General features: G+C 73.8%; 23 protein-coding genes. 7 read left to right on the top strand and 16 right to left on the bottom strand.

Annotated elements, in window-relative coordinates; translation table 11 throughout:
- Positions 1-71 precede the first annotated feature (71 nt).
- Entirely contained in the window at positions 72-860 is a 789-nt protein-coding gene (locus AB0J57_RS30195) for a DUF1684 domain-containing protein (protein ID WP_366131528.1), read from the bottom strand.
- A gap of 19 nt (positions 861-879) precedes the next feature.
- Positions 880-2166, bottom strand: coding sequence for a DUF5685 family protein (locus tag AB0J57_RS30190; RefSeq protein ID WP_366131527.1), 1287 nt, complete (start codon positions 2164-2166; stop codon positions 880-882).
- Positions 2167-2455: 289 nt separating this feature from the next.
- On the opposite strand from AB0J57_RS30190, the gene AB0J57_RS30185 reads away from it, so the two are divergent.
- The gene (locus AB0J57_RS30185; protein ID WP_366131526.1) at positions 2456-2890 is read left to right on the top strand and encodes a cell division protein SepF; all 435 of its coding nucleotides are present in this window, start codon (positions 2456-2458) and stop codon (positions 2888-2890) included.
- Positions 2891-2903: 13 nt separating this feature from the next.
- Here AB0J57_RS30185 and AB0J57_RS30180 read toward each other — a convergent pair whose 3' ends face one another.
- Positions 2904-4106 (bottom strand): acyl-CoA dehydrogenase family protein, encoded by a 1203-nt coding sequence (locus tag AB0J57_RS30180; RefSeq protein WP_366131525.1) that lies wholly within the window; start codon positions 4104-4106, stop codon positions 2904-2906.
- 141 nt (positions 4107-4247) lie between these two features.
- Positions 4248-5939 (bottom strand): MFS transporter, encoded by a 1692-nt coding sequence (locus tag AB0J57_RS30175; RefSeq protein ID WP_366131524.1) that lies wholly within the window; start codon positions 5937-5939, stop codon positions 4248-4250.
- A gap of 459 nt (positions 5940-6398) precedes the next feature.
- Between AB0J57_RS30175 and AB0J57_RS30170 the strand changes: the two genes are divergently transcribed.
- Positions 6399-7382 (top strand): phosphatase PAP2 family protein, encoded by a 984-nt coding sequence (locus AB0J57_RS30170; RefSeq protein WP_366131523.1) that lies wholly within the window; start codon positions 6399-6401, stop codon positions 7380-7382.
- A 67-nt stretch (positions 7383-7449) separates the two neighbouring features.
- Here the strand turns inward: AB0J57_RS30170 and AB0J57_RS30165 are convergent, their stop codons facing one another.
- From AB0J57_RS30165 to AB0J57_RS30140, 6 genes are all read right to left on the bottom strand, one after another.
- Entirely contained in the window at positions 7450-7665 is a 216-nt protein-coding gene (locus tag AB0J57_RS30165) for an I78 family peptidase inhibitor (protein WP_366131522.1), read from the bottom strand.
- 285 nt (positions 7666-7950) lie between these two features.
- Positions 7951-8955 carry a YafY family protein gene (locus AB0J57_RS30160; RefSeq protein ID WP_366131521.1) on the bottom strand — a complete coding sequence of 335 codons (1005 nt, stop codon included), beginning with the start codon at positions 8953-8955 and terminating at the stop codon, positions 7951-7953.
- 49 nt (positions 8956-9004) lie between these two features.
- Positions 9005-9796, bottom strand: coding sequence for a hypothetical protein (locus tag AB0J57_RS30155; protein WP_366131520.1), 792 nt, complete (start codon positions 9794-9796; stop codon positions 9005-9007).
- Positions 9793-11076, bottom strand: a complete 1284-nt coding sequence (locus AB0J57_RS30150) for a glycosyltransferase family 4 protein (protein WP_366131519.1) — start codon at positions 11074-11076, stop codon at positions 9793-9795. The genes AB0J57_RS30155 and AB0J57_RS30150 overlap by 4 nt, the downstream gene beginning before the upstream one ends.
- 114 nt (positions 11077-11190) lie before the next feature.
- Positions 11191-12492, bottom strand: a complete 1302-nt coding sequence (locus AB0J57_RS30145; protein ID WP_366131518.1) for an ABC transporter substrate-binding protein — start codon at positions 12490-12492, stop codon at positions 11191-11193.
- A complete protein-coding gene (locus AB0J57_RS30140) occupies positions 12467-12976 on the bottom strand; it encodes a hypothetical protein (protein WP_366131517.1) in 510 nt (169 codons plus the stop codon). The genes AB0J57_RS30145 and AB0J57_RS30140 overlap by 26 nt, the downstream gene beginning before the upstream one ends.
- A gap of 102 nt (positions 12977-13078) precedes the next feature.
- Here AB0J57_RS30140 and AB0J57_RS30135 point away from each other — a divergent pair, with 102 nt between their 5' ends.
- From AB0J57_RS30135 to AB0J57_RS30125, 3 genes are read left to right on the top strand one after another with little or no spacing between them, the layout of a single operon-like run.
- A complete protein-coding gene (locus AB0J57_RS30135; protein ID WP_366131516.1) occupies positions 13079-13471 on the top strand; it encodes a hypothetical protein in 393 nt (130 codons plus the stop codon).
- A gap of 1 nt (position 13472) precedes the next feature.
- Positions 13473-16100 carry an ATP-binding cassette domain-containing protein gene (locus tag AB0J57_RS30130; protein ID WP_366131514.1) on the top strand — a complete coding sequence of 876 codons (2628 nt, stop codon included), beginning with the start codon at positions 13473-13475 and terminating at the stop codon, positions 16098-16100.
- On the top strand, positions 16097-16807 hold the full coding sequence (locus tag AB0J57_RS30125; RefSeq protein ID WP_366131513.1) for an ATP-binding cassette domain-containing protein: 711 nt from the start codon (positions 16097-16099) through the stop codon (positions 16805-16807). Before AB0J57_RS30130 ends, AB0J57_RS30125 begins: the two co-directional genes overlap by 4 nt.
- Here the strand turns inward: AB0J57_RS30125 and AB0J57_RS30120 are convergent.
- Positions 16743-17378: a transglycosylase family protein gene (locus tag AB0J57_RS30120; protein WP_366131511.1), complete on the bottom strand. Its 636-nt coding sequence runs from the start codon at positions 17376-17378 to the stop codon at positions 16743-16745. The two genes, AB0J57_RS30125 and AB0J57_RS30120, sit on opposite strands and share 65 nt — an antisense overlap.
- Positions 17379-17571: 193 nt before the next feature.
- Here AB0J57_RS30120 and AB0J57_RS30115 point away from each other — a divergent pair, with 193 nt between their 5' ends.
- Entirely contained in the window at positions 17572-18369 is a 798-nt protein-coding gene (locus tag AB0J57_RS30115; RefSeq protein ID WP_366131510.1) for a hypothetical protein, read from the top strand.
- A gap of 140 nt (positions 18370-18509) precedes the next feature.
- Positions 18510-18845, top strand: coding sequence for a hypothetical protein (locus AB0J57_RS30110; protein WP_366131509.1), 336 nt, complete (start codon positions 18510-18512; stop codon positions 18843-18845).
- 69 nt (positions 18846-18914) lie between these two features.
- On the opposite strand, the gene der is transcribed toward AB0J57_RS30110, so the two are convergent.
- From der to aroH, 5 genes are all read right to left on the bottom strand, one after another.
- Positions 18915-20363 (bottom strand): ribosome biogenesis GTPase Der, encoded by a 1449-nt coding sequence (gene der, locus AB0J57_RS30105; protein ID WP_366131508.1) that lies wholly within the window; start codon positions 20361-20363, stop codon positions 18915-18917.
- 57 nt (positions 20364-20420) lie between these two features.
- Positions 20421-21104, bottom strand: coding sequence for a lysophospholipid acyltransferase family protein (locus tag AB0J57_RS30100; RefSeq protein WP_366131507.1), 684 nt, complete (start codon positions 21102-21104; stop codon positions 20421-20423).
- Complete coding sequence (gene cmk, locus AB0J57_RS30095; RefSeq protein WP_366131506.1) at positions 21062-21745, bottom strand: (d)CMP kinase; 684 nt, start codon at positions 21743-21745, stop codon at positions 21062-21064. The genes AB0J57_RS30100 and cmk overlap by 43 nt, the downstream gene beginning before the upstream one ends.
- Positions 21746-21856: 111 nt before the next feature.
- Complete coding sequence (locus tag AB0J57_RS30090) at positions 21857-22942, bottom strand: prephenate dehydrogenase (protein ID WP_366131504.1); 1086 nt, start codon at positions 22940-22942, stop codon at positions 21857-21859.
- Positions 22939-23301, bottom strand: a complete 363-nt coding sequence (aroH, locus tag AB0J57_RS30085; RefSeq protein ID WP_366131503.1) for a chorismate mutase — start codon at positions 23299-23301, stop codon at positions 22939-22941. The genes AB0J57_RS30090 and aroH overlap by 4 nt, the downstream gene beginning before the upstream one ends.
- Positions 23302-23327: the final 26 nt, after the last annotated feature.

Below are 23327 nucleotides of genomic sequence, written 5' to 3'. Positions count from 1 at the left end.
CGAGCCGGGGGCGGGCAGGGGAAGGCGCCCGGCGGCCCTGCCCGTCCGCCGGGCTCCGTCCCTGTGACGTGTCAGCCGCTCATCACGTTCCGCTCCCCCGCCGGGACCGGCACCGGGAGGGTGTTTCCGGGCGGCGGGAAGGGGCAGATGAAGTGCTCGGCGAAGGCGCACGGCGGCAGCAGCGCCCGGTTGAAGTCGACGGTCACCCGCCCGTCCGCACCGGGGGCGGCGGGCCGCAGGAAGCGGAAGCGGTAGGTGTCCTTGCCGCTGGTCGCGTCGGCGAAGACGGCCCACAGCGAGCCGTCGTCCTCCACCGCGGCCTTGAGGGTGTGCTCGGCGCCCTGGAGCGTGAACGCGACCTCCCCCGAGAGGCCGAGCCCGCGCTCGCGCCCGTCGGCGTTCTCGACGCGGACGCTGCGCTCGGCGGCGTACGGCCGGTAGGTCCCGGGCACCACCCAGCGCTCGTCGTACGGGGTGGCCTCGATGCCGGTGAACGCGCGCCGCGCCGGGGCGGCCGGGTCGAAGTCGCGGACCGCCCAGAGCCCTTCGCGGCGCAGCACGACGAGCCGCCGCTCCCCCGCCGCGACCCGTGCCCGCTCGATCGGGGTGTGGTCGGCGGTCAGGCGGACGTCGCCGGTCAGGGGCGTGCCGTCGACGGTGATGCCGTCGGCCGCGGTGGCGCTCAGCAGCACGTGGTCGCCGGCTTCCCGCCAGGTTCCGGCGACGGCCGGAATTCGCCCTTCCGGGTAGTCGGAGAGCCAGTACGTGCCGGTGAGGGAGAGCGGGCCGTAGGGGGCCGATACGGAGGCGACGCGCCAGTCGTGCCAGCGCCGCCAGTCCGCTTGGGGTTCGCTGCTCATGCGGCAACCTTACGGGCCGTCAGCAGCCGTCACAGGGGCAGCAGCAGTCGCAGCTTCCGGGGTTGCAGTCGCAGTCGCGGCAGCAGCCCTCGCGCTTCTTGCGGGACCAGGGACCCTCGTACTCCTTGGCGCAGCAGATCTGGCAGGTGCAGAAGAGCCAGGTGAACGCCGCGCACCCGGCCCAGAAGCCACGGGGCTTGGGCCGGGACGACCCGCCGCCGGGGCCGCCGGGGCCGGGCGGCATCCCGCCACCGAAGCCACCGGGACCGCCGGGACCGCCATGCCCGTGACCACCGCCGTACCCGCCCGGTCCACCGGGGTACGCGCCACCGGGGGCGCCGGGCTGCCCGCCGTACGGGTTCTGCCCGCCGTACGGGTTCGACGCGCCGTACGGGCCCTGGCCGCCCTGGTACGGCTGCTGCGGTGTGCCGTACCCCTGGTGCGAGCACGTCGCGGTGCCGAACGCCCGGTCCACCGACCGGCGCAGCTCGTGCGCGAGCAGCATGTGCAGCAGCGTGTCGTCCACGAATTCCGCGTCGCGCAGGGCGAGCCGTATCCCGTGCAGCGCGTCGTCCGCGAGCCGTCGCGCCTCGGCGAGCGGGGTACCGGTCACGGTGAGCGGGTTCCAGGCGCCCGACACGGCGTCAGTTTCCTGGTCCTCCACGGCGTCCAGCAGGTGCGCGAGCCGCCCGAAGAGCCGGCCCGCCTCGGCGAGCGGCGCCACGTTCTGCGGCTTGCCGGCCAGGACGGCGGTGTGCGCGAAGGCCGCGGCGGTGGCCGTCTCGGTCGGCTCGGTGATCGTGAGCAGGGGCGTGCCGGGCCCGGCCAGCGACTCGATCCCGGTCTGCCGGTCCACCGCGTCGACCAGGACGGCGGTGTCGAAGCCCAGGTCGCGCCCGACCCGGGCGCCCGCCCGGTCCCAGTTGACGGCGACCCGGCGCGCGGCGGCGGCCACCGGCTTGCGGGCCAGCAGCCCGTCCCGGTCGGCGACATGGTCCCGTACCTTCGCCGAGGCCAGCACCAGCGAGACGGCGGCGGCGAGCCGCGCGCCCTCGCCCCGGGCGACGGGTGCCGTCCGCATGGCGCGCAGCGGGCAGGGCCCGGCCGTGCGCCGCGCCCCGGCGGTGCGCTCGGTCTGAGCCTCCGTCAGGACCGAGACGATGAGGCCGTCGTAGTTGGTGGCGACCCTGGCGAACTGCCCGTGGTCGGCCCGAAGTGCCAGGCAGAGCCCGCACAGATGGGCCATCCACTCGGTCTTCAGCCCATCCGTGAGCCGGTGCGTGCAGGGCCTGACGATTCCGAACATGGTGCTCCCCCGTGGGTGGTGCGTAAGTGCGCGGCGGGCATCGTACCGAGCCGGTTCGTTCACCCGTACGTCCGCACGCTCACCCGTACGGCCCGAATTTCATATTTGAGTTACGCAGGCCCCTTCTCAGGGCCCGTACGCCCGTGGAACCTTGACGAATCGCCACATCTTCTGCACCAGTACCGTCACGAATCGCTCGCGCGGCGACTGTCCACTTGGCGCGCGATCCGCATGATGGACGACCATAGGGATAGCGGAACCACAAGTGACCGCGTGAAAGGAGGCGTCCATGGGATCGGTGCGCAAGGCGAGTGCATGGCTCGGACTCGTCGAGGACAACGACGAGCGCTACTACGACGACGAGTACGCCGAGGGTGACCGCAGCAGCGACGCCTGGGTGACCGACCCGCGGGTGCGCGTCGCCTCCGAGGCGGCCCAGGAGGAGGGCCGCCGGATCGCCACGGTGTCCCCGGACGGGTTCCGGGACGCCCGGAGCATCGGCGAGCTCTTCCGGGACGGGGTCCCGGTCATCATGAACCTCACGTCCATGGAGCCCGCCGACGCCAAGCGCGTGGTCGACTTCGCGGCCGGCCTGACCTTCGGGCTGCGAGGCTCGATCGAGCGCGTGGCGACCCGGGTCTTCCTGCTGACGCCCGCGGACACGCAGATCGTCAACGGGGAGCCCGGACCGCACACCCAGGACGGCTTCTTCAACCAGAGCTAGCGGGCGAGGCCGCTTACCGGAACGCGTCGAGGCCGGTGAGCGCCTTGCCCAGCACGAGCTGGTGCATCTCGACGGTGCCCTCGTAGGTGAGCACCGACTCCAGGTTGGTGGCGTGCCGCATGACGGGGTATTCGAGCGAGATCCCGTTGGCGCCGAGGATCGTCCGCGAGGTGCGGCAGATCTCGATCGCCTCCCGTACGTTGTTCAGCTTGCCGAAGCTGACCTGCTCGGGGCGGAGTTTTCCGGCGTCGAGCCGCCGCCCGAGGTGGTGGGCGAGCAGGATGCCCTTGTGCAGCTCCAGCGCCATGTCGGCGAGCTTGGCCTGGGTGAGCTGGAAGCCGCCGATCGGCCTGCCGAACTGCTCGCGCGTCTTCGCGTACTCCAGCGCCGCCTCGAACGACGAGCGCGCGGCGCCCATGGCGCCCCAGACGATTCCGTACCGGGCGTGGCTCAGACAGCTCAGCGGGCCCTTCAGGCCGGTGACGCCCGGCAGCACGGCGTCGGCCGGCAGCCGTACGTCGTCCATGACCAGCTCGCTGGTGACGCTGGCGCGCAGCGACCACTTGTGCTTGATCTCGGGCGCCGAGAAGCCGGCGGTGTCCGTCGGCACGGCGAAGCCGCGGATGCCCTCGTCGGTCTGCGCCCATACGACGGCGACCCCGGCCACCGAGCCGTTGGTGATCCACATCTTGCGGCCGTTGAGCACCCAGTCGGTGCCGTCCTTCTTGGCGTACGTCCGCATCGCGGCCGGGTCGGAGCCGATGTCAGGCTCGGTCAGGCCGAAGCAGCCGATGGTCTCGCCCGCCGCCATGGACGGCAGCCAGCGCTGCTTCTGCTCCTCGGAGCCGAACCTGTGGATGGCGTACATGGCGAGGGAGCCCTGGACGGAGACCAGCGAGCGGATGCCGGAGTCGGCGGCCTCCAGCTCCAGGCAGGCCAGCCCGTACTGGACGGCGGTGGCGCCCGCGCAGCCGTAGCCCTCCAGGGACATGCCGAGCGCGCCGATCGAGCCGAGTTCGCGGGCCAGTTCCCGGATGCCGGGCAGCTCGCCCTTCTCGTACCAGTCGGCGATGTGGGGCAGGACCCGGTCGGCGGCCCAGGCGCGGACGGTGTCGCGGATGGCGAGGTCCTCGGGGCCGAGGAGGTCGTCGATGCCGAGGGGGTCACCGGCGTCGAACGGCGGGAGCTTCGCGGGCTGCTTCTCGGGTGCGGACATGCGGGACCTCCGGGCGGCCACTAAAACTAGCGGTGTTAGTTACGCTGCGGCGCCGACGTTACGACGCGGCTCCGCCGCACGTCCAGACCCGGCGGCGGGCGCCACACCGCAGTGTGCCCCACCGCGTGGCGGCACCCGCGCTCAGCGCGTCGAACGCCCCGCCCTTGCCGGCTCCACCGGCTCGCGCCGCGCGGGCACATGGACCACGGGGGCGTCGCCGTCCGTGCCGGGGCCCGTTCCGGTGCCCTCCGACTCCGGCCAGGAGTCCGCGGCGCCCAGGCGGGCGTCCAGGTCCGGCCGGCAGTCCATCACGCGCGGCAGCCGCACCGCCATGAGCGCGCCGAGCAGCAGCAGCCCCGCACTGACGACCAGCGTGACGTGCAGGCCGTGCACGAACGCGTGCCGCGCGGCCGTGCGCAGCGCCTCGCCCGCCGGGCCGCCCAGGCCGGCCGCGACCTGGTACGCCTCGCCCAGCGAGTTGGCGGCGGCCGAGCCGGCGGAGGCGGGCACGCCCGGCACGTGCGTGAGGCCGGGCGCGTACGCGGCGTTCATGACGCTGCCGAGCAGGGCGATGCCCATTCCGGCACCGAGCTGGTAGGAGGTCTCGCCGATCGCGGCGGCGCCGCCCGCGCTGTGCGCCGGGGCCTCGCTCAGCATCGACTCGTACGCGCCGAACAGCGTGGTCTGGAGCCCGAAGCCGAGCAGCACGAAGCCGATCGTCAGCAGCAGCGGCCGGTCGTGCTGGCCCATCAGGACCAGCAGCAGGACGGCCCCGGCGGTGAGCACGAAGCCCCAGCCGACCATCCGGCGGGGGCCGACGCGCCGCAGCGTGTACGAGCCGGTGGCGCCGGCGGCCATCGCGGCGAAGGTGAGCGGCAGCAGCCGCAGCCCGGTCTCGACGGGGCTCAGGTCCAGGACGAGCTGGAGGTACTGGACGGCGATCAGCTCCAGGCCGACCAGCGCCAGCATGGCGAGGACGATGCAGCCGACGGAGGTGGTGAAGGCCGCCCGGGCGAACATCCGCATGTCGATCAGCGGGTGCGCGCGGCGCCTCTGCCGCCGTACGAAGAGGACCAGGAGTGCCGCGCCGAGCAGCAGCGGCCCGGCCGTCTCCACGCTCAGCACCGGGCCGCCGGCGCCGGCCCGCTTGACGCCGAGGACCACGCCCAGCACACCGGCCGCCGCCATGAGCGCGCCGAGCACGTCCCAGGGACCGTCGCCGCTGCCCTTGGACTCGGGGAGCAGCCAGCGGCCCAGCGGCAGGATCAGCGCCATCAGGGGGATGTTTATGAGGAAGACCGAGCCCCACCAGAAGTGCTCGACCAGGAAGCCTCCGAGGACGGGCCCGGTGGCGGCGCCGACGGCGGCGACGGCCGTCCAGATGCCGATCGCCGTGGCGCGTTCGCGGCGGTCGGGGAAGACCGCGCGGAGGATCGACAGAGTGGCGGGCATGATCATCGCGCCGCCAACACCGAGCAGCGCGCGGGCGGCGATCAGCACGGCCGGCGTGTCGGCGAAGGCGGCGACCGCCGAGGCCACGCCGAACAGTCCGTAACCCGCCAGCAGGACCCGGCGCCGCCCGATCCGGTCGCCGAGTGTGCCGAAGAGGATCAGCAGCGAGGCGCAGACCAGGGGGTAGGCGTCGACGATCCACAGCAGCGCCGTCGAGCTGGGGCGCAGGTCCTCGGTGACGGCGGGGACGGCGACGTGGAGGACGGTGGCGTCGAGCGCGACCAGCAGCAGGCTGACGCAGAGGACGACGAGGACGACCCAGCGGTTGGCACCGCCGCCGGTGGCACGCAGCCGTGCTCCGGCCGTGGTCGTCACGGACATGTACGAACCTCCCACAGACCACGGATGAACCCTCGCGCTCGGTGGGCACCGGCCGGAGGGGGACGACTTCCGGGGGCCCGGCATCGATGGGCGAGTGAGCCGCCAGCGTACGCGAGTCCCGGCCGGTGGCGCGTGGTCCACCTCTCACGGGGGCAGACGCGCGGGTGTGGCGTACGCCACTCCGGCCGGCCCGTCAGGGGCGGGGCCGGGCCGCGTACCAGGGGGAGGCGGCCGGCGGCGGGAGGAGGAATTCGAGGGCCCCGGGCCGCCCCCGGCCATTTCCCGTGGCACACAAACACACTTCCGACCAATGGCCCCGCGGTTATCGGGCCACGGCCCCCGAGGTTTATGGATAAGCACGGAATAAACAGCCGACTGAGACACACTCCACATCACATCGTCATCACGAAGAGAGCGGATGGGCGTGGGCCGACACTCACTCCCTGTAACGTCGATTGGGTGCGTACCGACATCTTTGCCCGTCTGGACCGGGAGCCGGAACCGCCGAAGATTGAGATCCCGCGGATGAGCCGCACCCGTCTCGCCCTCTTCGGCGGGACGTCGGCGTTCTACCTCGCCATCGTGGTGGCCGTGCTCGTCTCGTCGTGGCTGGTGACCCTCGACTGGAAGGTCATGCTCTTCCGGCCGTATCAGCAGTGGCCGGAGCTGCACGCGACGCTGGACTACTTCGTGGTACTGGGCCAGCGCGGCCCCACGGCCGTGATGGTGGCGGCCTGGCTCGGCTGGCGCTCCTGGCGGCAGCACACGCTCCGCCCGCTGCTGGTGCTGGGCGCCGCCCTGCTGCTGCTGAACGTCACGGTGGGCGCGGTCAAACTCGGTCTGGGCCGGCTGGGCCCCCACTACGCGACGCAGATCGGCTCGGCCGAGATGTTCGCGGGCGGCGATATATTTCCTTCCGGACATACCGCCAACGCCGTGGTGACCTGGGGCATTCTCGCCTATCTCGCCACCACCCCCCGGGCCAGGCGCTACCTGTCGGCCCTGTCCGCCGTGGTGGCCCTGGGTGTGGGCCTGACCACCGTCTACCTCGGTACGCACTGGCTGAGTGATGTGCTGCTCGGCTGGGCGGCCGGACTGCTGATCCTGCTCGGGCTGCCCTGGTGCGAGCCGCTGATCGCCCGCGCCGAGGGCCTGATCTTCTCGGTGCGCGAGCAGGTGCGGGCCCGTCGGCGCCAGGCGCCGTCGCTGCCCGTCGCCGCGGGCGGTCCCCGGCCGGCGATATACCAGCAGCGGCCGGTGGGCGCGGACGACGAGCCGGTGCGCGAGCCGGTACCGGCCGCGGGCGGCGTCGGCCGTCCGGCGACGGTCAGGACCACGCTCACGCAGCCGCGGCCGCACGCGGTGGTGCGGTCGGAGCGGACGCCCGTCACTCCGGCGGGCAGCCGCCGGCCGCCGCGCTCACGGCCGGTGACGGGCGGCTGAGACGCCACGGCAGACGAGGAAAGGGCCCCGGCTTCGCCAAGCCGGGGCCCTTGTCCGTGCGGATGCGTCAGCCGACCCAGCAGCGGGTGACGGTGGCGTCGTCGACCTCGAAGTTGATCCGGCCCGCCACGAACTCCAGGGTGATGATCGTGCCGGGTGGCAGTGACCGCACCGTGGTCCAGCCATGGGAGCGGGCGCGCTGCTCCGCGTCACGTTCGTCGAGGCCTACGTACGACTCGGGGCTGTCGTCGGGCTGCTGGGGGGAGCTCGGAATCGGTGCCATGTCCTTCACCGTAGGCCGCGGCGCACGGTGACGGAAGCCGGGCCGGGCGCATCGCCCCACCATCCTCACGTACCTCAGCGGTCACGCTTGTGTCACAGGATCACGACATGTGTTCAGTAAGGCGCTCTTCCGCCGGAGGGCACTCCCACGGCACTCCCACGGGCGTTGCCACCGGAATTCCGGAGGGGCGGGAGTCCCTTTCCGAACCGCCGTACGGGCGAATTCCCGCGAGCCCCGAAAAACGCTTCGACATATCGTCACGATAATGGGCACGCCACAGCGCATTCACGCGTTCCCCGCAGAATTGCCACAGTGCCGATGCGACTGGGCGGACCGGTCAAGGGCCCGCGAGAGGCGGTCACGGACCACCCGGATGTGGTCATCCAGCTCGCGCGGCTCCACCACCTCGAACTCCAGACCCATGAGTACGACGTGGATCACCAGGACGTCGAGACCGGCGGCGCCCGTGCGCAGCAGACACGTCGACTCCCCCTCCGCCTCCAGGACGCCGTCCATCGGCCCGACCACCCGCGCGGCCTCCGCGACCGGGACATGGAGGCGCACGACGGCCTTCGCCGCGTACGCCGTCGTGGACACGCCCTCCGAGACGTAGGCCGCCAGGTCCTCGGCGGGCGGCGTACGGGGCGGGAAGCGCGGCCCGTGCGGCGGCCTGGGAACGATCCGGTCCGCCCGGAACGTACGCCAGTCGGAGCGGTCCACGTCCCAGGCGACCAGGTACCAGCGGCGCTCGGTGCACACCAGGCGGTGCGGCTCCACCGTGCGGCGGGTCGCCGAGCCGCTGTGGTCGCGGTACTCGAAGCGCAGCCGCTCACTGTCCCGGCAGGCGGCCGCGAGCTCGGTGAGCACCGATGGGTCGACCCGGGACTCGGGCGCGCGCAGCATCGGCACCGTGAAGGTGGTCAGCGCGCTGACGCGGCGCCGCAGCCGGTCGGGCAGCACCTGCTCCAGCTTGGCCAGGGCGCCCACCGACGTCTCGCCGACGCCCTCGATGCCGCTGCCCGCCGCGGTGCGCAGCCCGACGGCGACCGCGACCGCCTCGTCGTCGTCCAGGAGCAGCGGGGGCAGCGCGGCGCCCGCGCCGAGCTGGTAGCCGCCGCCCGTGCCGGGGCTGGCGTTGACGGGGTAGCCGAGCTCGCGCAGCCGGTCGACGTCACGCCGTACCGTGCGCGGCGTGACGCCGAGGCGCCGCGCGAGGTCGGCGCCGGACCATTCGCGGTGGGCCTGGAGCAGGGACAGCAGGCGCAGCAGTCGTGCCGAGGTCTCCAACATGCGCGCGAGTCTGCCACCGGTCGCGGACAGGTACGGTCCGCGACCGGTGCTACTTCGTGACCCGTACGCAGAGGTCGTTGTCGGTCGTGTAGCAGGGCGCCGCCTTGTAGCCCTCGCCCTGGTGCACCGGGTACACGAAGACGTTCTTCCGGTCCCAGACGTCGTCCAGGACGCGCGAGATCCGCACCGGCTCCGCGTCCGCCTCGGGCCGCAGCCACAGCTCCCAGAGCTGCTCCGCCGCGACCGGCGGCTCGGCGAGCGTGTCGTACGCGAGGGTGAAGGAGAACGACCCCTTCTCGCCGTCGGCCGGCACCGTGCGGACCTTCCCGCCCAGCCGGGCCTCGGCCATCGCACCGTCGCCGAGCCGCACCCCGTGCAGCGTCCCCTCGACGGTGCAGGCGCCCTCGCCGAAGTGGATGTCGCCCGCCTCGGCGTGCGGCATGCGCGTCCAGCTCCGCACGGCGAGCCGGCCGTCCGCCGTGGGGTACGGGACGCGGACGGCGACCCCGCCCTCCTCGTCCGGCACCCGGTCGACGAGCGCCCGCAGGTCCCGGATGCCCGGCTCCACGGCACGCTCGTCCAGGTAGACGTCCCAGCGGCCCTCGGCGAGCTCCATGGTGCTCGGCAGCACCGCGCGCAGGTGGCCCTCGCTCGCCGGGGTGAGCGGCAGCCGGGTCTCGTCCGACGGGCCGCCGGAGCCGCCGCGCCGGCGCAGTACCAGCACCGGCTGGGCGGCCTCGACGACCACCAGGTCGAAGGTGATGCCACCTGCGGAGTCCGCGACGCAGTCCGCGCGGGGCGGCGCGCCGTGCGCGGGGGCCGTGGTGGTGGCGTCGCTCATGCGGGCTTTCCCTTCCGGAGCACATCGGCGGCCTTGTAACGCACCGCGTACGCGGCGTCGAGGACCGCCCCGCGGGTGCGGTGGAGCGCGTCGCGGGCCCGGCCGCGCGAGCGGCCGTTCGCGCCCTGCGCGACCAGCTCGGTGAAGAGCGCCTCGTGGCGTTCGGCGATCCGGACCGGGTCGAAGCGCTGCGACGCCGCGAGCGCGGCCTGTCCGGTGCGGCGCCGCAGCTCGTCGTCCTGGATGAGGGCGAGCAGCGCGGCGGCGATGGCGTCCACGTCGCCGACCGGCACCAGCCGCCCGTCGACACCGTCCTCGATGATCTCGCCGGGACCGTGCGGGCAGTCGGTGGAGACCACCGGCAGGCCGCAGCGCATCGCCTCGACGATGGTCATGCCGAAGGATTCGAGGCGGGAGGTGACGGCGGCGATGGAGCCCTTGACCCACTCGGGCTCCAGCGGGTTGGCCGTGCCCATCAGGAAGACGTGGTTGTGCAGCCCGCGTGCCTCGATGAGGGCGCGCAGGGCGGTCCGCTCGTTGCCGGTGGCGTCGCCCGCGCCGTAGATCCGCAGCCGCCAGTCGGGGCGGGCGGCGACCACCTTCGCGAACGCCTCGACGAGCAGGTCGTAGCGCTTCACTCGGGTGAGCCGGCCGGCCGCGACGACCCACTTGGCCGTGGAGTCGGCGGGCGCGACCGTCGGGGCGGGCACGCTGTTGGGCACGGAGTCGATGCGTACGCCGGGCAGCTTGAGCTTGCCGCGGTAGGAGCGGGCGTCGGCCTCGGTGACGGTGGTGATCGCGTCGAGCAGGGCGTAGCGGTGGCCGATCTCCCGGCGCAGCCGGTAGCCGTGGCTGTCCAGGGTCAGGTGCTCCTGGCCGACGCGGACGGGGCCCCGGCGGGCCTGGCGGGCGATATGGACGTTGAGGCCGGGGCGGGTGCCGACGACCACGTCGGCCTGAAGGCTCTTCAGGTGGGCGGCGATCCGGTCGTCGGTGAGGCGGCTGTACTGCTTCCAGCGTCCGTCGCCGCGCGGGAAGACCTTGGCGGGCTTCTTGTAGTCGGGGTGCGTGCCGTCGTACGTGGGGCTGTTCTTGCGCAGGTCGACCAGGTGCTTCATCGTCACGCCGGCGGGGGCGCCGAGGGTCGGCTCCTCGCGGTGGCGGAAGACGGACACGATCTCGACGTCGTGCCGCTCGGCCAGGGTCTGGGCGAGGTTGAACGTCGTACGGATGGTGCCGCCGATGCCGTACGCGTTGTGCAGCAGGAAAGAGATATGCATCGCGTCGCCGCGTCCCCCTGGTGGTCCGGACTGGTCCGATGGCCGTCGAAGTGGTCGTCAAGGGTGGACTGTACTTGGCTTTCCGAGGAGCGGCCGGTCAGGGCCCGTGGCCGGTCAGGGCCGGTAGGTGAGCTGGGGCACGGTGGCGCAGTTGTCGTACATGTCGCCGCCCTGGGTGACCCAGCCCCGGCCGTCCTGCCAACGGGCCACGGACAGGCAGGTGTGACGGGTCTTCGGGGGCTCGGGGAGCCGCTCGAAGACGACGGGCAGGAGCAGGCCCCGGGCGGTGTACGGCTCGGCGCGGTTCATGAACCGTTCGACGCACGCGCGCGTGAGGCCGGTTTTCGTACAGGACCGTGCGGCGTCCGTGAACCACATGGCGGCCGCCCAGCCCTCCAGCGCCCACTGCGACAGCGGCTTGCCCTTCATGGCGTCCCGGAACTCCCGTACGGCGGGGTGGTCCTCCTCGTCGTGGTTGCGGCTGGCGCCGGTCACCCACAGGGCGTTGCGGCAGCGCGGGGCGTCCTCGAAGTCGCGCGGGACGTCCTGGTTCCAGTTCTGGACGTTGGTGACCTTGGCGGTGACGTTCACGCCGACGGCGTCCATCGCCGCGCAGAGCTGGGCGTTCCCGTGGGTGTCCAGGGCGTCGAAGACGACGTCGACGCCCTGTTCGCGGAGGTCGGCGGCGACGGCGCGGTAGTTGGGGAGGGCGAAGTCGACCTGTTCGGTGACGACCCGGTACCCCTCTGCCTCCAGGCCGCGCTCGACCAGCCGGGCGTACGCCGCGGAGGCGGCCTGGTTGTAGGAGACGACGGCCGCCGTGCGGGCGCCGTGTGCCCGCTTGAACCAGCGGTAGACCTCGGTGCCGCCGGTCAGGACGCCGTTCCAGCCGGGTTCGCCGCCGGTGCGGGGCGCGGAGCTGCCGTAGATCCCGTACAGGTGCGGGTACGTGTCGTACGCGGGGCCGAGCGGCTGGCCGCCGATGTCGGGGACGCCCGCCCGGGACACGCGCGCGGCGCCCGCGTAGTCGAGGGCGGTGGTGGCGACCAGGGCGAAGACCCGTTTCTCGTCGACGAGCTCGTGCACGCACTCGTTGTTGCCGACGCCACTGCCGCCGTCGTCGCAGGTGATGGCCTCCACGCGGCGGCCGTCGATGCCGCCGCGGGCGTTGAGGGCGGCGAAGTACGCCAGCGCCCCGTCGCGCGGGCCGGTGAGGGCGCCGCCGCCGACGGGGCTGGTGGCTCCGGTGATGACGCCGATCCGGATCGGTTCCCCGCCGCCGGTCGTGGGGGCGGTGGGCCGGTGCTCGAAATCGCTCTCCGGAAGGCGGCTGCCGCAGGCGGCGCTCAGCAGCAGGCTGAGCAGCAGGAGCGCCGCCGGCAGCAGGCGTTCAGCAGCCCGGCACGGCTGTCGCATCGGGGCTGAGCTTGACCAGCGCGCACAGCGTCTTCACGGACACCTTCCAGGTGTCCTGCTGGTGCACGGCGGTGCCCTTGGAGTCGGGCAGGGCCGGGTTGCCGCCGACCAGCAGGTCGTAGGTGACATTGGCCTGGGTGGCCGAGGTGAACGCGACGTTCTTGACCTTCACGGAGGTCTGCGCGGCCTGTGGGTTGGCGCCGAACGCCTGGAGGACGGGCCGCATCCGGTCGCCGTTCTCAAGGAGCTTGACCTTCTCGTCGACCGGGGTCTTCGGGTCGAAGAAGGCTGTCCAGTTCTTCTGGATCTGCTGTCGTGCCGCGGCCGGGTCGGCCGGCTGGTTCTGGGGTGCGGTCGCGGTCGGGGACCTTTCCGCTTCGCCGTTGCCGTCGCCGCAGGCCGCGGCGGTCGGTACGAGGACCAGGACCGCTGCGGCGGCCAGTGCCGCGGCGCGGGGACGCTTGGGGAGACTCTTGTGGACCATCTGGCTCACCACCGGGTTCCGGGGTCTGTGCCTTTTTGGGCCTTCTTGGGCATAGTGCAAGGAATCGCCCTATCTCGCCAGCGGAGCCAGCGGAGGCCCGGGATGCCGACATCGCGACTGCTGTGGTGGGGCGGGGTCGTGGCCGCCGCCATCGGCGCGGTGCTGTGCGTGCTGGGCTGGTACGGGGTGTCCGGCGAGCGTTTCGCGGAACGGCAGATCCCGTACCTGGCGTCCTGCACGGTGCCCGGCGCGGCGCTGATCGTCGCGGGGGCGGTCCTGCTGGGCGGGGCGCCGGTCCCGCGCGGCTCCGGGGCCCGGCCGCAGGAGCCGCAGGCCGGGACGGACCGCCCGTCCTCCGACGCCCCGCCGGTGCGGGTTCCGGGCGGGACGCTGGCGCACCGCCCGGACTGCCCCCTCGTGGCGGGCAAGGCGGACGTGGTGCCCGCCGGCGACGCGGCGCTGGACCCGTGCCCGGTGTGCGAGCCCGAGAGCTGACGTGTCGTCCCTCACGTACGAACTCGTCCTGGCCGGGCTCGCGGTGGGCAGCGCGGCGGCCCTGACCGGCATCGGACTGATCGTCACCTACCGTGCGACGGGCGTGCTGAACCTCGCGCACGGCGCCATCGCCATGATCTGCGCGTACGTGCTGCGGCACCTGGTGGTGGAGTGGGGCTGGCCGCTGCCGCTCGCCGCGTGCCTGACGCTGCTGGTGGTGGCACCCGGCATCGGGCTGGTGCTGGACCGGGCGGTGTTCCGGCCGGCGGCGGTGCTCGACCTGGACCCGGCGCGGACCCTGGTGGCGTCCATCGGCGTGTTCGTACTGCTCGTCGGGGGCGCGGCGCTGGTGTGGGGCGGCGGGGCGCGGGCGGACGCGCCGGTGCTGCTGGGTGACGACCCGTGGGCGCAGTTGGCCTCGGTGCTGCTGGTGGGCGGCGCGGTGGGGGCGGTGACCCGCTGGACGAAGCTGGGGCGGGAGCTGCGGGCGGTGGTGGACAACCGGGCGCTGGCGGTGCTGGGCGGGATCGACGCGGACCGGGTGTCGGCGGTGGGGTGGGCCTTCGGGGCGTTCACGGCGGGGCTGACGGGCGTGCTGCTGGCGCCGTACGTACGGCTCGACCCGTACGGGCTGCCGCTGCTGGTCGTCGAGGTGATCGCGGTGGCGGTGGTGGCCCGGATGCGGAGCCTTCCGGTGGCGGTGGCGACCGCGCTGGTCGTCGCGGTCTCCCAGGCCCAACTGACCCGGTTCCACCCGATGGGCTGGGCGGGCCCGCTGGTCCAGGCCGTCGCCACCAACCTGTTCGTCGTCGCCCTGCTGGTCGCCGCGCTGGTGCTGCCGGGCGTGGGGGCGCGGGACGCCCTGCCGCGTACGTCGACGGCGGGGGCGCGCGTCCCTCCGGGGGTGTGGGTGGCGACGGGCGTGCTGTTCCTGCTGCCGCTCGGGTTCGCCGGCGGCGACCTCCAGACGGCGGTGCGGGTCCCGGCGCTCGCCGTCGTCCTGCTGTCCCTGGTCGTGGTCACCGGCCGGGGCGGTCAGATCTCGCTGGGCCAGGCGGCGTACGCGGGCCTGGGCGCCCTGTTCACGGCGCTGCTGGCGGCGGGCCGCTTCCCGGGCCTGCCCCGCCTCCCGGAGCTCACCGCGCTCCTGGTCGCCGCCGTGCTGGTCGCCCCGCTCGGCCTGCTCACGGGCTGGCCGGCGATCCGCCGCCACGGCCTGGCCCTGGCGCTGGCGACGCTGGCGGTGGGCGTGGCCGTGAGCCGGTTCGTGTTCGCGCAGCCCTATGCCACGGCGGGGCTCTCCCTGTCGCGCCCGGCGGGCCTCGCCTCGGACCGTGCCTACTACGCCGTCGAGCTCGCGGTCCTGGCCCTCGCCCTGCTCCTGGTCGCGGCCCTGCGCCGGGGCCGTACGGGGCGGGCGCTGGCCGCGCTGCGCGACCACGAGGCGGGCGCGGAGGCGGCGGGCGTGCCGGTCCCCGCCCTGAAGGTCTGGGCCTTCGTCGCGGGCGCGGCCCTGGCGGCGCTGGGCGGCGGCCTGCTGGGCATGGGCGTCCAGGCCTTCGACCCGGAGGCGTACGACCCGGTACGCGGCCTGCTGTGGTTCGCCGCGGTCCTGGTCCTGGGCGCCGACAGCCTGCTGAGCCCGCTGGTCGCCGCGGTCCTCCTGGTCGGCCTCGACGCGGGCGCCCGGGGCGGCGCGGCGGCGGCGGTGATCGGCCTCCTGGCCGCCTTCACGGCCCGCGTCCCGCCCCTGACGTCGCTGCTGCCGGGGGCGGCCCGCCCACCGGGCCCTCCGGCCCGCCGACGCCGCCCTGCACGCGCGCGTGGAACCCACCCGCCCACAGCCGCCGCCGGCCGGCCGGCCACGGGAGGGCCCGCACCCGACCGTCCCAGCCGCACGGGTGGTGCCGGTGGCGTCACCAGCCCGGCCGGACGCCGGGCGCACCCCCGCCGGCCCAGGGCCGCACCCGCCCCCGCCGCCCCCACCCGCGGCCTGGAGGCCCGCGAAGTCACCCTCCGCTACGACGGGTTCACCGCCCTCGACCGCGTGGACCTGCTCGTCGAACCCGGCAGGGTCACCGCCCTCGTGGGGCCCAACGGCGCCGGCAAGAGCAGCCTGTTCCACTGCCTGGCCGGCACCGCCCGCCCCGCCTCCGGACGGGTCAGCCTGGACGGGACCGACATCACGGCGCGGCCCTCCCACGCCCGTACCCGGCTCGGGATCGCCCGGACGTTCCAGGAGCTGGCCGTCTTCCCGTCCCTGACGGTCGAGGAGAACGTACGCGTCGGCGGCGAGCAGGGACGCGTGCGCGACGATCCGGACGCCGTCGAGCAGGCCCTGCGGCTGCTCGGCCTCACCCGCGCCCGCCACCTGCCCGCCGCCGGGCTGTCCACGGGCGCCCTCCGCCGGGTCGAGGTGGCCCGCGCCCTCGCGGGGCGGCCGCACACCCTGCTGCTCGACGAGCCCGCCGCCGGGCTGGACGCCGATGAGACCGCCGCCCTCGCCCGCGTGCTGAAGGCCCTCGCGGCGGACGGGACGGCCGTCCTGGTCGTCGAGCACGACCTCGACCTGGTCGCGGACGTCGCGCACACCGTGCACGTCATGGAGGCGGGGCGGATCGTGTCATGAGCGTCGAGATCGCGCTGCGCGCCGCCCACGTCCGCTACGGCCCCCTGGAGGCCCTGCACGGCGTGGACCTGCCCGTCCCGCCCGGCACCGTCACCGTGCTCCTCGGCCGCAACGGCTCGGGGCGTACCACCGTGCTGCGCGCCCTCGCCGGTACGGTGCCGCTGAGTGCCGGACGCGTGCTGTGGCGGGGCGCCGACGTGACCCGGCTGCACGCCCACCGGCGGGCGCGCCGCGGCCTGTGCTTCGTACCGGACCGGCGCGCCGTGTACGCCACGCTCACGGTCACCGAGAACCTCCGGCTGGGCGCCCCGGGCCGGGACTTCACGCCCGCCCTCGACGCGTACCCCGAGCTCCGCCCGCTGCTCCCCCGCCGCGCCGGCACCCTCTCCGGGGGTGAGCAGCGGATGCTGGCGCTCTCCCGCGCCCTGCTCACGCCCGCGCGTGTCGTCCTCGTCGACGAGCCGGCCCTCGGCATGTCGCCCGCCGTCGCGGCCCGTACCTACGGCCTGCTGGGCGGCCTCGCCGACCGGGGCGCGGCGGTCGTCCTCGCCGAGCAGCGCCCGCCGGCCGGCCTCCCGCACGGCACCCTGGCCCATGAACTGCGGCGCGGCGCGCTGTCGTTCAGCGGCGAGCTGGCCGAATTCACTTCCCGATCTTCGGGGGGACCTTCTTCGGGGGAACGGCGGCCCCCTTCGGGGCCGGCTTGAGGCCGGGGAGGGCCAGCATCGTCCCCGGCCGGATCGTGTCCGGGTCCGCCCCGACGGTCTTCTGGTTGGCCTTGTACAGCGCCTTCCAGCCGCCCGGCACCTTGAACCGCCGCGCCACGGAGGTCAGCGTGTCCTTCGGCCGGACGGTGTGGGCGCGGCCGGAGAGCCCGTACTTCTTGGAACAGGTGGGCCAGGCCACCCAGCCCTGCCAGCGGAGCACCTCCTCCGCGACCGTGATCTGCTGCCGCCGACTGGCCAGGTCGGCGCGCGGGGCGTGGGCGAGGCCGCCGTACGTCTCCCAGGTGGACTGCTTGAACTGGAGCCCGCCGTAGTAGCCGTTGCCCGTGTTGAGGTTCCAGCGGCCGCCGCTCTCGCACTCCGCCACGCAGCCCCACGGCCACTGGTCGTCGGCGCAGCCGGCGGCGCCGCGTACGGCTTCGCTCCGGGGTCCGGGCGCGGGCGGCGGCGGGTGGCTGCCGGGCGCGGCCGGTGCGGCGACCGCGTTCGTCGCCCCCGTCACGAGCAACAACACGGCCGGCACCACGGCCGGCCACAAGCGGATCTTCGGCATCGGCCCACGCTAGGCATGGTCATGGCGCCGCACGCCGCCGCCGCGCGGGGGCGGCGGCGAGGGCCACCCGGTCGGCCGACGCGCCGAGGCGCGAGGCAACCCGTGACTCCGGCAGAGGATCGCCCGTTGAACTCTTCATGAGACGAGCCGGGATCCGCCCGGCATCGCACGCAACGAGTCCGAGGAGCCACCCGTGCCCCGCATGCTCGACGTCAGCGAGGACGTACGCGCCGAGATCGGCGATGAAGAGGCCGACCGGCTGCTCGCCGGCGAGAACGCCCCGGGCAGCTACGACTGCACCTCCTGCCGCACCCCGGGCGACTCCGAGCAGGAGCGCACCAGCACCGTGCTGTTCGTCGGCGAGGAGACCGCCGTCCTCGCCTTCGCCCACGCCACCTGCATCCCCTCCCAGGTCGTCAAGGTCGCCGAGGAGCAGCTCCAGGGCGCCGTCCGGTCCATCACCGGTACCGAGGCGCAGGCCGCCCCGGTGGCCCCCGCGGCGCCCGTGGCCGCCGGTGACCAGGCCGTCCTGGGCGTCACCAGTGGTCTCGTACTGATCGACAACGAACTGCACCCGGCGCTGGTCGTGGAGCCGACGGCGCCCATCGCCCGGCCGGGGTCGACCGGCGGCGGTGACGAGTTCCTGCCGCTGCTGCTGGAGCAGGGTTTCCTGCCGGTCGCCGACGTGAACCAGAAGCCCGCGGCGATCGGCGGCTGGTCGGTGCTGCTGGCCATGGGCCAGTTGCACGCCATCCTCCAGCCGGGTACGGGGGGCGGCAGCCCGGTCGCCTGGTGGCAGGCCCACCAGCCGCTCCAGGTCACCGAGGGCTGGCGCGCCGCCGCGAACAAGTCGCACACGGTGCTGGTCTTCGCGGCCCCGGTCGGTTCCATCGGCCAGCAGCCGCGCGAGGACCTGCTGCGTGACGCCCTGGAGAAGGCGGCGGCGAACGGCCGGCTGGTGGCGGCGGCGATGCCGCTGGCCGGCACCTGATGCACGCCAGGGCCGTGGACGACCCGGCCGCGCGCCCCGGCACACGGCCCGCGTACGGGCCGCCGGTCACACCGGTACCGCGACCGGCGTTTTCCGGCCCGGGGCCGCATCCGAAGGGCGGCGAGGTCGTTGGCACATACGTGCACGCATACGAGCCATCCCGCCAGCCGTACCAGCAGATTCCCGCCATGCGTTCCGCGCACGAGGGACTGTCCACCCAGTCGGCCACGCCGATCTACGACGCGCTGTACTCGGAGTACCTCAGGTCGTTCCGGACGTTGCCGGGCGATCGCAGTGGCGAGGAGGACCTGGGGTTCAAGGCCTTCGGGACGTTCGGCTCGGGCGGCACCGGTTCGTACCAGACACAGCACAGCAGCGGCTACACGACGGGGTGGCAGCAGGTCGGCATGCGGCGGCACACCGGCCACCACCACGTACCGGCGGCGCTGCCGCCGGCGCCTCGCAGGGGGCTGTGAACGACAGCGGGAACGACGACGTCGGGGCCGGAGCGAACGATTCGCTCCGGCCCCGACGTCGTCATCGGGTCACTTCTTGCGGCCGCGCTTCTCGCGCACGCGCACCGAGATGTGGATCGGGGTGCCCTCGAAGCCGAACTCCTCGCGCAGCCGGCGCTCGACGAACCGCCGGTAGCCGTGCTCCAGGAAGCCCGACGCGAACAGCACGAAGCGCGGCGGCTTGGTGCCCGCCTGCGTGCCGAACAGGATGCGCGGCTGCTTGCCGCCCCGGATCGGGTGCGGGTGGGCCGCGACGAGCTCGCCGAGGAAGGCGTTCAGCCGCCCGGTCGGGACGCGGGTCTCCCAGCCGGCCAGCGCCGTCTCGATCGCCGGGACGAGCTTGTCCATGTGGCGGCCGGTACGGGCGGAGACGTTGACGCGCGGGGCCCAGGAGACCTGCTGCATCTCGGTCTCGATCTCGCGCTCCAGGTAGTAGCGGCGCTCCTCGTCGAGCTCGTCCCACTTGTTGTACGCGATGACGAGCGCGCGGCCCGCCTCGACGGCCATGGTGATGATCCGCTGGTCCTGGACGGAGATGGAGTCGGTGGTGTCGATCAGGACGACGGCCACCTCGGCCTTCTCGACGGCGGCCGCCGTACGCAGCGAGGCGTAGTAGTCCGCGCCCTCCTGGAGGTGGACCTTCTTGCGGATACCGGCGGTGTCGACGAACTTCCAGGTGGTGCCGCCGAGTTCGATGAGCTCGTCGACCGGGTCGCGGGTGGTGCCGGCCATCTCGTTGACGACGACGCGCTCCTCGCCGGCGACCTTGTTGAGCAGGGACGACTTGCCGACGTTCGGACGGCCGATGAGCGCGATGCGGCGCGGGCCGCCGACGGCGGTGCCGAAGCTCTGCTCAGGCGCCTCGGGCAGGGCCTTGAGGACCTCGTCCAGCAGGTCGCCGGTGCCACGGCCGTGGAGCGCGGAGACGGGGAACGGCTCGCCCAGGCCCAGCGACCAGAGCATGGCGGCGTCGGCCTCGCCGGAGGGGCCGTCGACCTTGTTGGCCGCGAGGACGACGGGCTTGCCGGCCCGGCGCAGCAGCTTGACGACGGCCTCGTCGGTGTCGGTGGCGCCGACGGTGGCGTCCACGACGAAGACGACCGCGTCGGCGGCCTCGATGGCGTACTCGGCCTGGGCGGCGACGGAGGCGTCGATGCCGAGGACGTCCTGCTCCCAGCCGCCGGTGTCGACGACCTTGAAGCGGCGGCCGGCCCACTCGGCCTCGTAGGTGACGCGGTCGCGGGTGACTCCGGGCTTGTCCTCGACGACGGCCTCACGGCGGCCGATGATGCGGTTCACCAGGGTCGACTTGCCGACATTCGGCCGGCCGACGACGGCGAGGACCGGGAGCGGGCCGTGCCCGGCCTCCTCGATCGCGCCTTCGACGTCCTCGATGTCGAAGCCCTCTTCGGCGGCGAGCTCCATGAACTCCGCGTACTCGGTGTCGCCGAGTGCCCCGTGGTCGTGCTGGTCGTTCATGAAGTCCGTTCCTCGTTCATCATCGGCGGATCGAGCGATCCGCTACTCAAGTCTGGCTCAGCGCCCGGTGAGGCGCTTGGCGTTTTCCAGGTGGGCGGTGAGCCGCTCCTGGATGCGTACGGTCGCGTCGTCCAGCGCCGTGCGGGTGCGGCGTCCGGAGCCGTCCCCCGCCTGGAACGCGTCGCCGAAGACGACGTCGACGCGGCTGCGCAGCGGGGGCAGCGCCTTTATCAACCGTCCGCGGCGGTCGGTGCTTCCCAGGACGGCGACCGGGACGATGGGGGCGCCGCTGCGTACGGCGAAGTACGCGAGGCCGGCGCGCAGCGACGCGAAGTCGCCCTCGCCCCGGGTGCCCTCCGGGAAGATGCCCAGCACGCCGCCGTGCGCCAGCACGTCGAGGGCGCCGGTGATGGCGGTGCGGTCGGGTGCCCCGCGGTCCACCTTGAGCTGGCCGATGCCCTCCAGGAACGGGCCGAGCGGCCCCTTGAACGCTTCCTTCTTGATCAGGAAGTGCACGGGCCGGGGCGCGGTGCCCATCAGCATGGGGCCGTCGAGGTTGTGCGCGTGGTTGACGGCGAAGATCACGGGCCCGGAGGCCGGGACCCGCCAGGCGCCGAGGACGCGGGGCTTCCACAGCCCGTACATCAGCCCGATGCCGATGCCCCGGCCGACCGCGGCGCCCTTCTCGGAGGGTGGGGTCACGCGGCGGCTCGCTTCTCCTCGATGAGGGTGACGACGCACTCGATGACCTGCTGGAGCGTGAGGTCGGTGGTGTCGACCTCGACGGCGTCGTCCGCCTTGGCGAGCGGGGACGTCTTGCGGCTGGAGTCGGCCGCGTCCCGCTTGATCAGCGCCTCGCGGGTGGTGTGGACGTCGGCTCCCTTGAGCTCGCCGGAGCGGCGGGCGGCGCGGGCCTCGGGGGACGCGGTGAGGAAGATCTTCAGGTCGGCGTCGGGCAGGACCGTGGTGCCGATGTCCCGCCCCTCGACGACGATGCCCTGCTCGGCGCTCGCGGCGATGGACCGCTGGAGCTCGGTGATCCGCTGCCGCACCTCGGGCACGGCGCTCACGGCGCTGACCTTGGAGGTGACCTCCTGGGTCCGGATGGGTCCGGAGGCGTCCACGCCGTCGACGGTGATCGTCGGGTGGGAGGGGTCGGTGCCGGAGACGATGGTGGGCTTGCCGGCGGCGGAGGCGACGGCGTCCGCGTCGGCGACGTCCACGCCATTGGTGATCATCCACCAGGTGATCGCCCGGTACTGCGCGCCGGTGTCCAGGTAGCTGAGCCCCAGCTTGGCGGCGACCGCCTTGGAGGTGCTCGACTTGCCCGTGCCGGAGGGGCCGTCGATGGCGACGATCACGGATTCCACGGTGTCGGACACCTTCCTGGTACGCGGGAGAGGGCCGGCCGGATGCCAAGGGGCCCGGCACAAGGTTACCGACTGCTGCCCGTACCCCTTGCACCCATTCGAGCTACGCCCGCCGCCGGGGGGCTACTGCCGCAGTGCCCAGCCCCTTTCGCGGAGGGCCGCCGAGAGGACGGGGGCGGAGGCGGGCTCGACCATGAGCTGGATGAGGCCCGCCTGCTGGCCCGTCGCGTGCTCGATGCGGACGTCCTCGATGTTGACGCCCGCCCGGCCCGCGTCCGCGAAGATGCGGGCGAGCTCGCCGGGCTGGTCGCTGAGGAGGACGGCGACCGTCTCGTAGGCGACCGGGCCGCCGCCGTGCTTGCCGGGGACGCGGGCGCGGCCGGCGTTGCCGCGGCGCAGGACGTCCTCGACGCCCGTGGCGCCGTCGCGCCGCTTGTCCTCGTCGGCGGACTGGAGGGACCTGAGGGCCTCGACCGTTTCGTTCAGGTCCGCGGCCACTCCGGCGAGGACGTCGGCGACCGGGCCGGGGTTCGCCGACAGGATCTCGACCCACATGCGCGGGTCGGACGCCGCGATGCGCGTCACGTCCCGGATGCCCTGCCCGCACAGCCGTACCGCCGTCTCGTCGGCGTCCGCCAGCCGCGCGGCGACCATCGAGGACACGAGCTGCGGGGTGTGCGAGACCAGCGCGACCGCCCGGTCGTGGGCGTCCGCGTCCATGACGACCGGGACCGCCCGGCACAGGGCGACCAGCTCCAGGGCGAGGTTCAGCACCTCGGTGTCGGTGTCCCGGGTGGGGGTCAGCACCCACGGGCGGCCCTCGAAGAGGTCGGCCGTCGCGGCGAGCGGGCCCGAGCGCTCCTTGCCGGACATCGGGTGCGTACCGATGTACGCCGAGAGGTCGAGGCCCAGCTCCTCCAGCTCCCGCTTGGGCCCGCCCTTGACGCTGGCCACGTCGAGGTAGCCGCGGGCGATACCGCCGCGCATGGCTTCGGCGAGGGTGGCGGCGACGTACGCCGGCGGTACGGCGACGATCGCCAGGTCGACGGGGCCCTCGGGCGGTTCCTCGGTGCCCGCGCCGCGCGCGGCGGCGGTACGGGCCCGGGCGGGGTCGTGGTCGACGAGGTGGACGGTGACGCCGCGCCCGGTCAGCGCGAGGGCGGCCGAGGTGCCGATCAGCCCGGTTCCGATGACGACTGCGGTTCTCACTGGGCGATGTCCTTGCGGAGGGCGGCCGCGGCGCCGAGGTAGACGTGCGCGACGGCGGACTTGGGCAGGTCGGTCTCGACGTGGGCGAGCAGGCGCACCACGCGCGGCATGGCGCCGGCGATGTCCAGCTCCTGGGCGCACAGCAGCGGGACGTCCACGATGCCGAGCTCGCGCGCCGCCACGGCCGGGAAGTCGCTGTGCAGGTCGGGCGTCGCGGTGAACCAGATGCTGATCAGGTCGTCGGCGGTGAGGCCGTTGCGCTCCAGTACGGCGGTGAGCAGCTCGCCGACCTGGTCCCGCATGTGCCCGGCGTCGTCCCGCTCCAGTTGGACGGCCCCTCGGACCGCTCGTACCGCCACGTGCCTGCTCCTTCGTCCGTGCCGCT

The organism is Streptomyces sp. NPDC049837 (genome assembly GCF_040674455.1).
In the GTDB taxonomy this organism is placed as follows: Bacteria; Actinomycetota; Actinomycetes; order Streptomycetales; family Streptomycetaceae; genus Streptomyces.
This window is presented reverse-complemented; position numbering and strand designations above follow the sequence as displayed.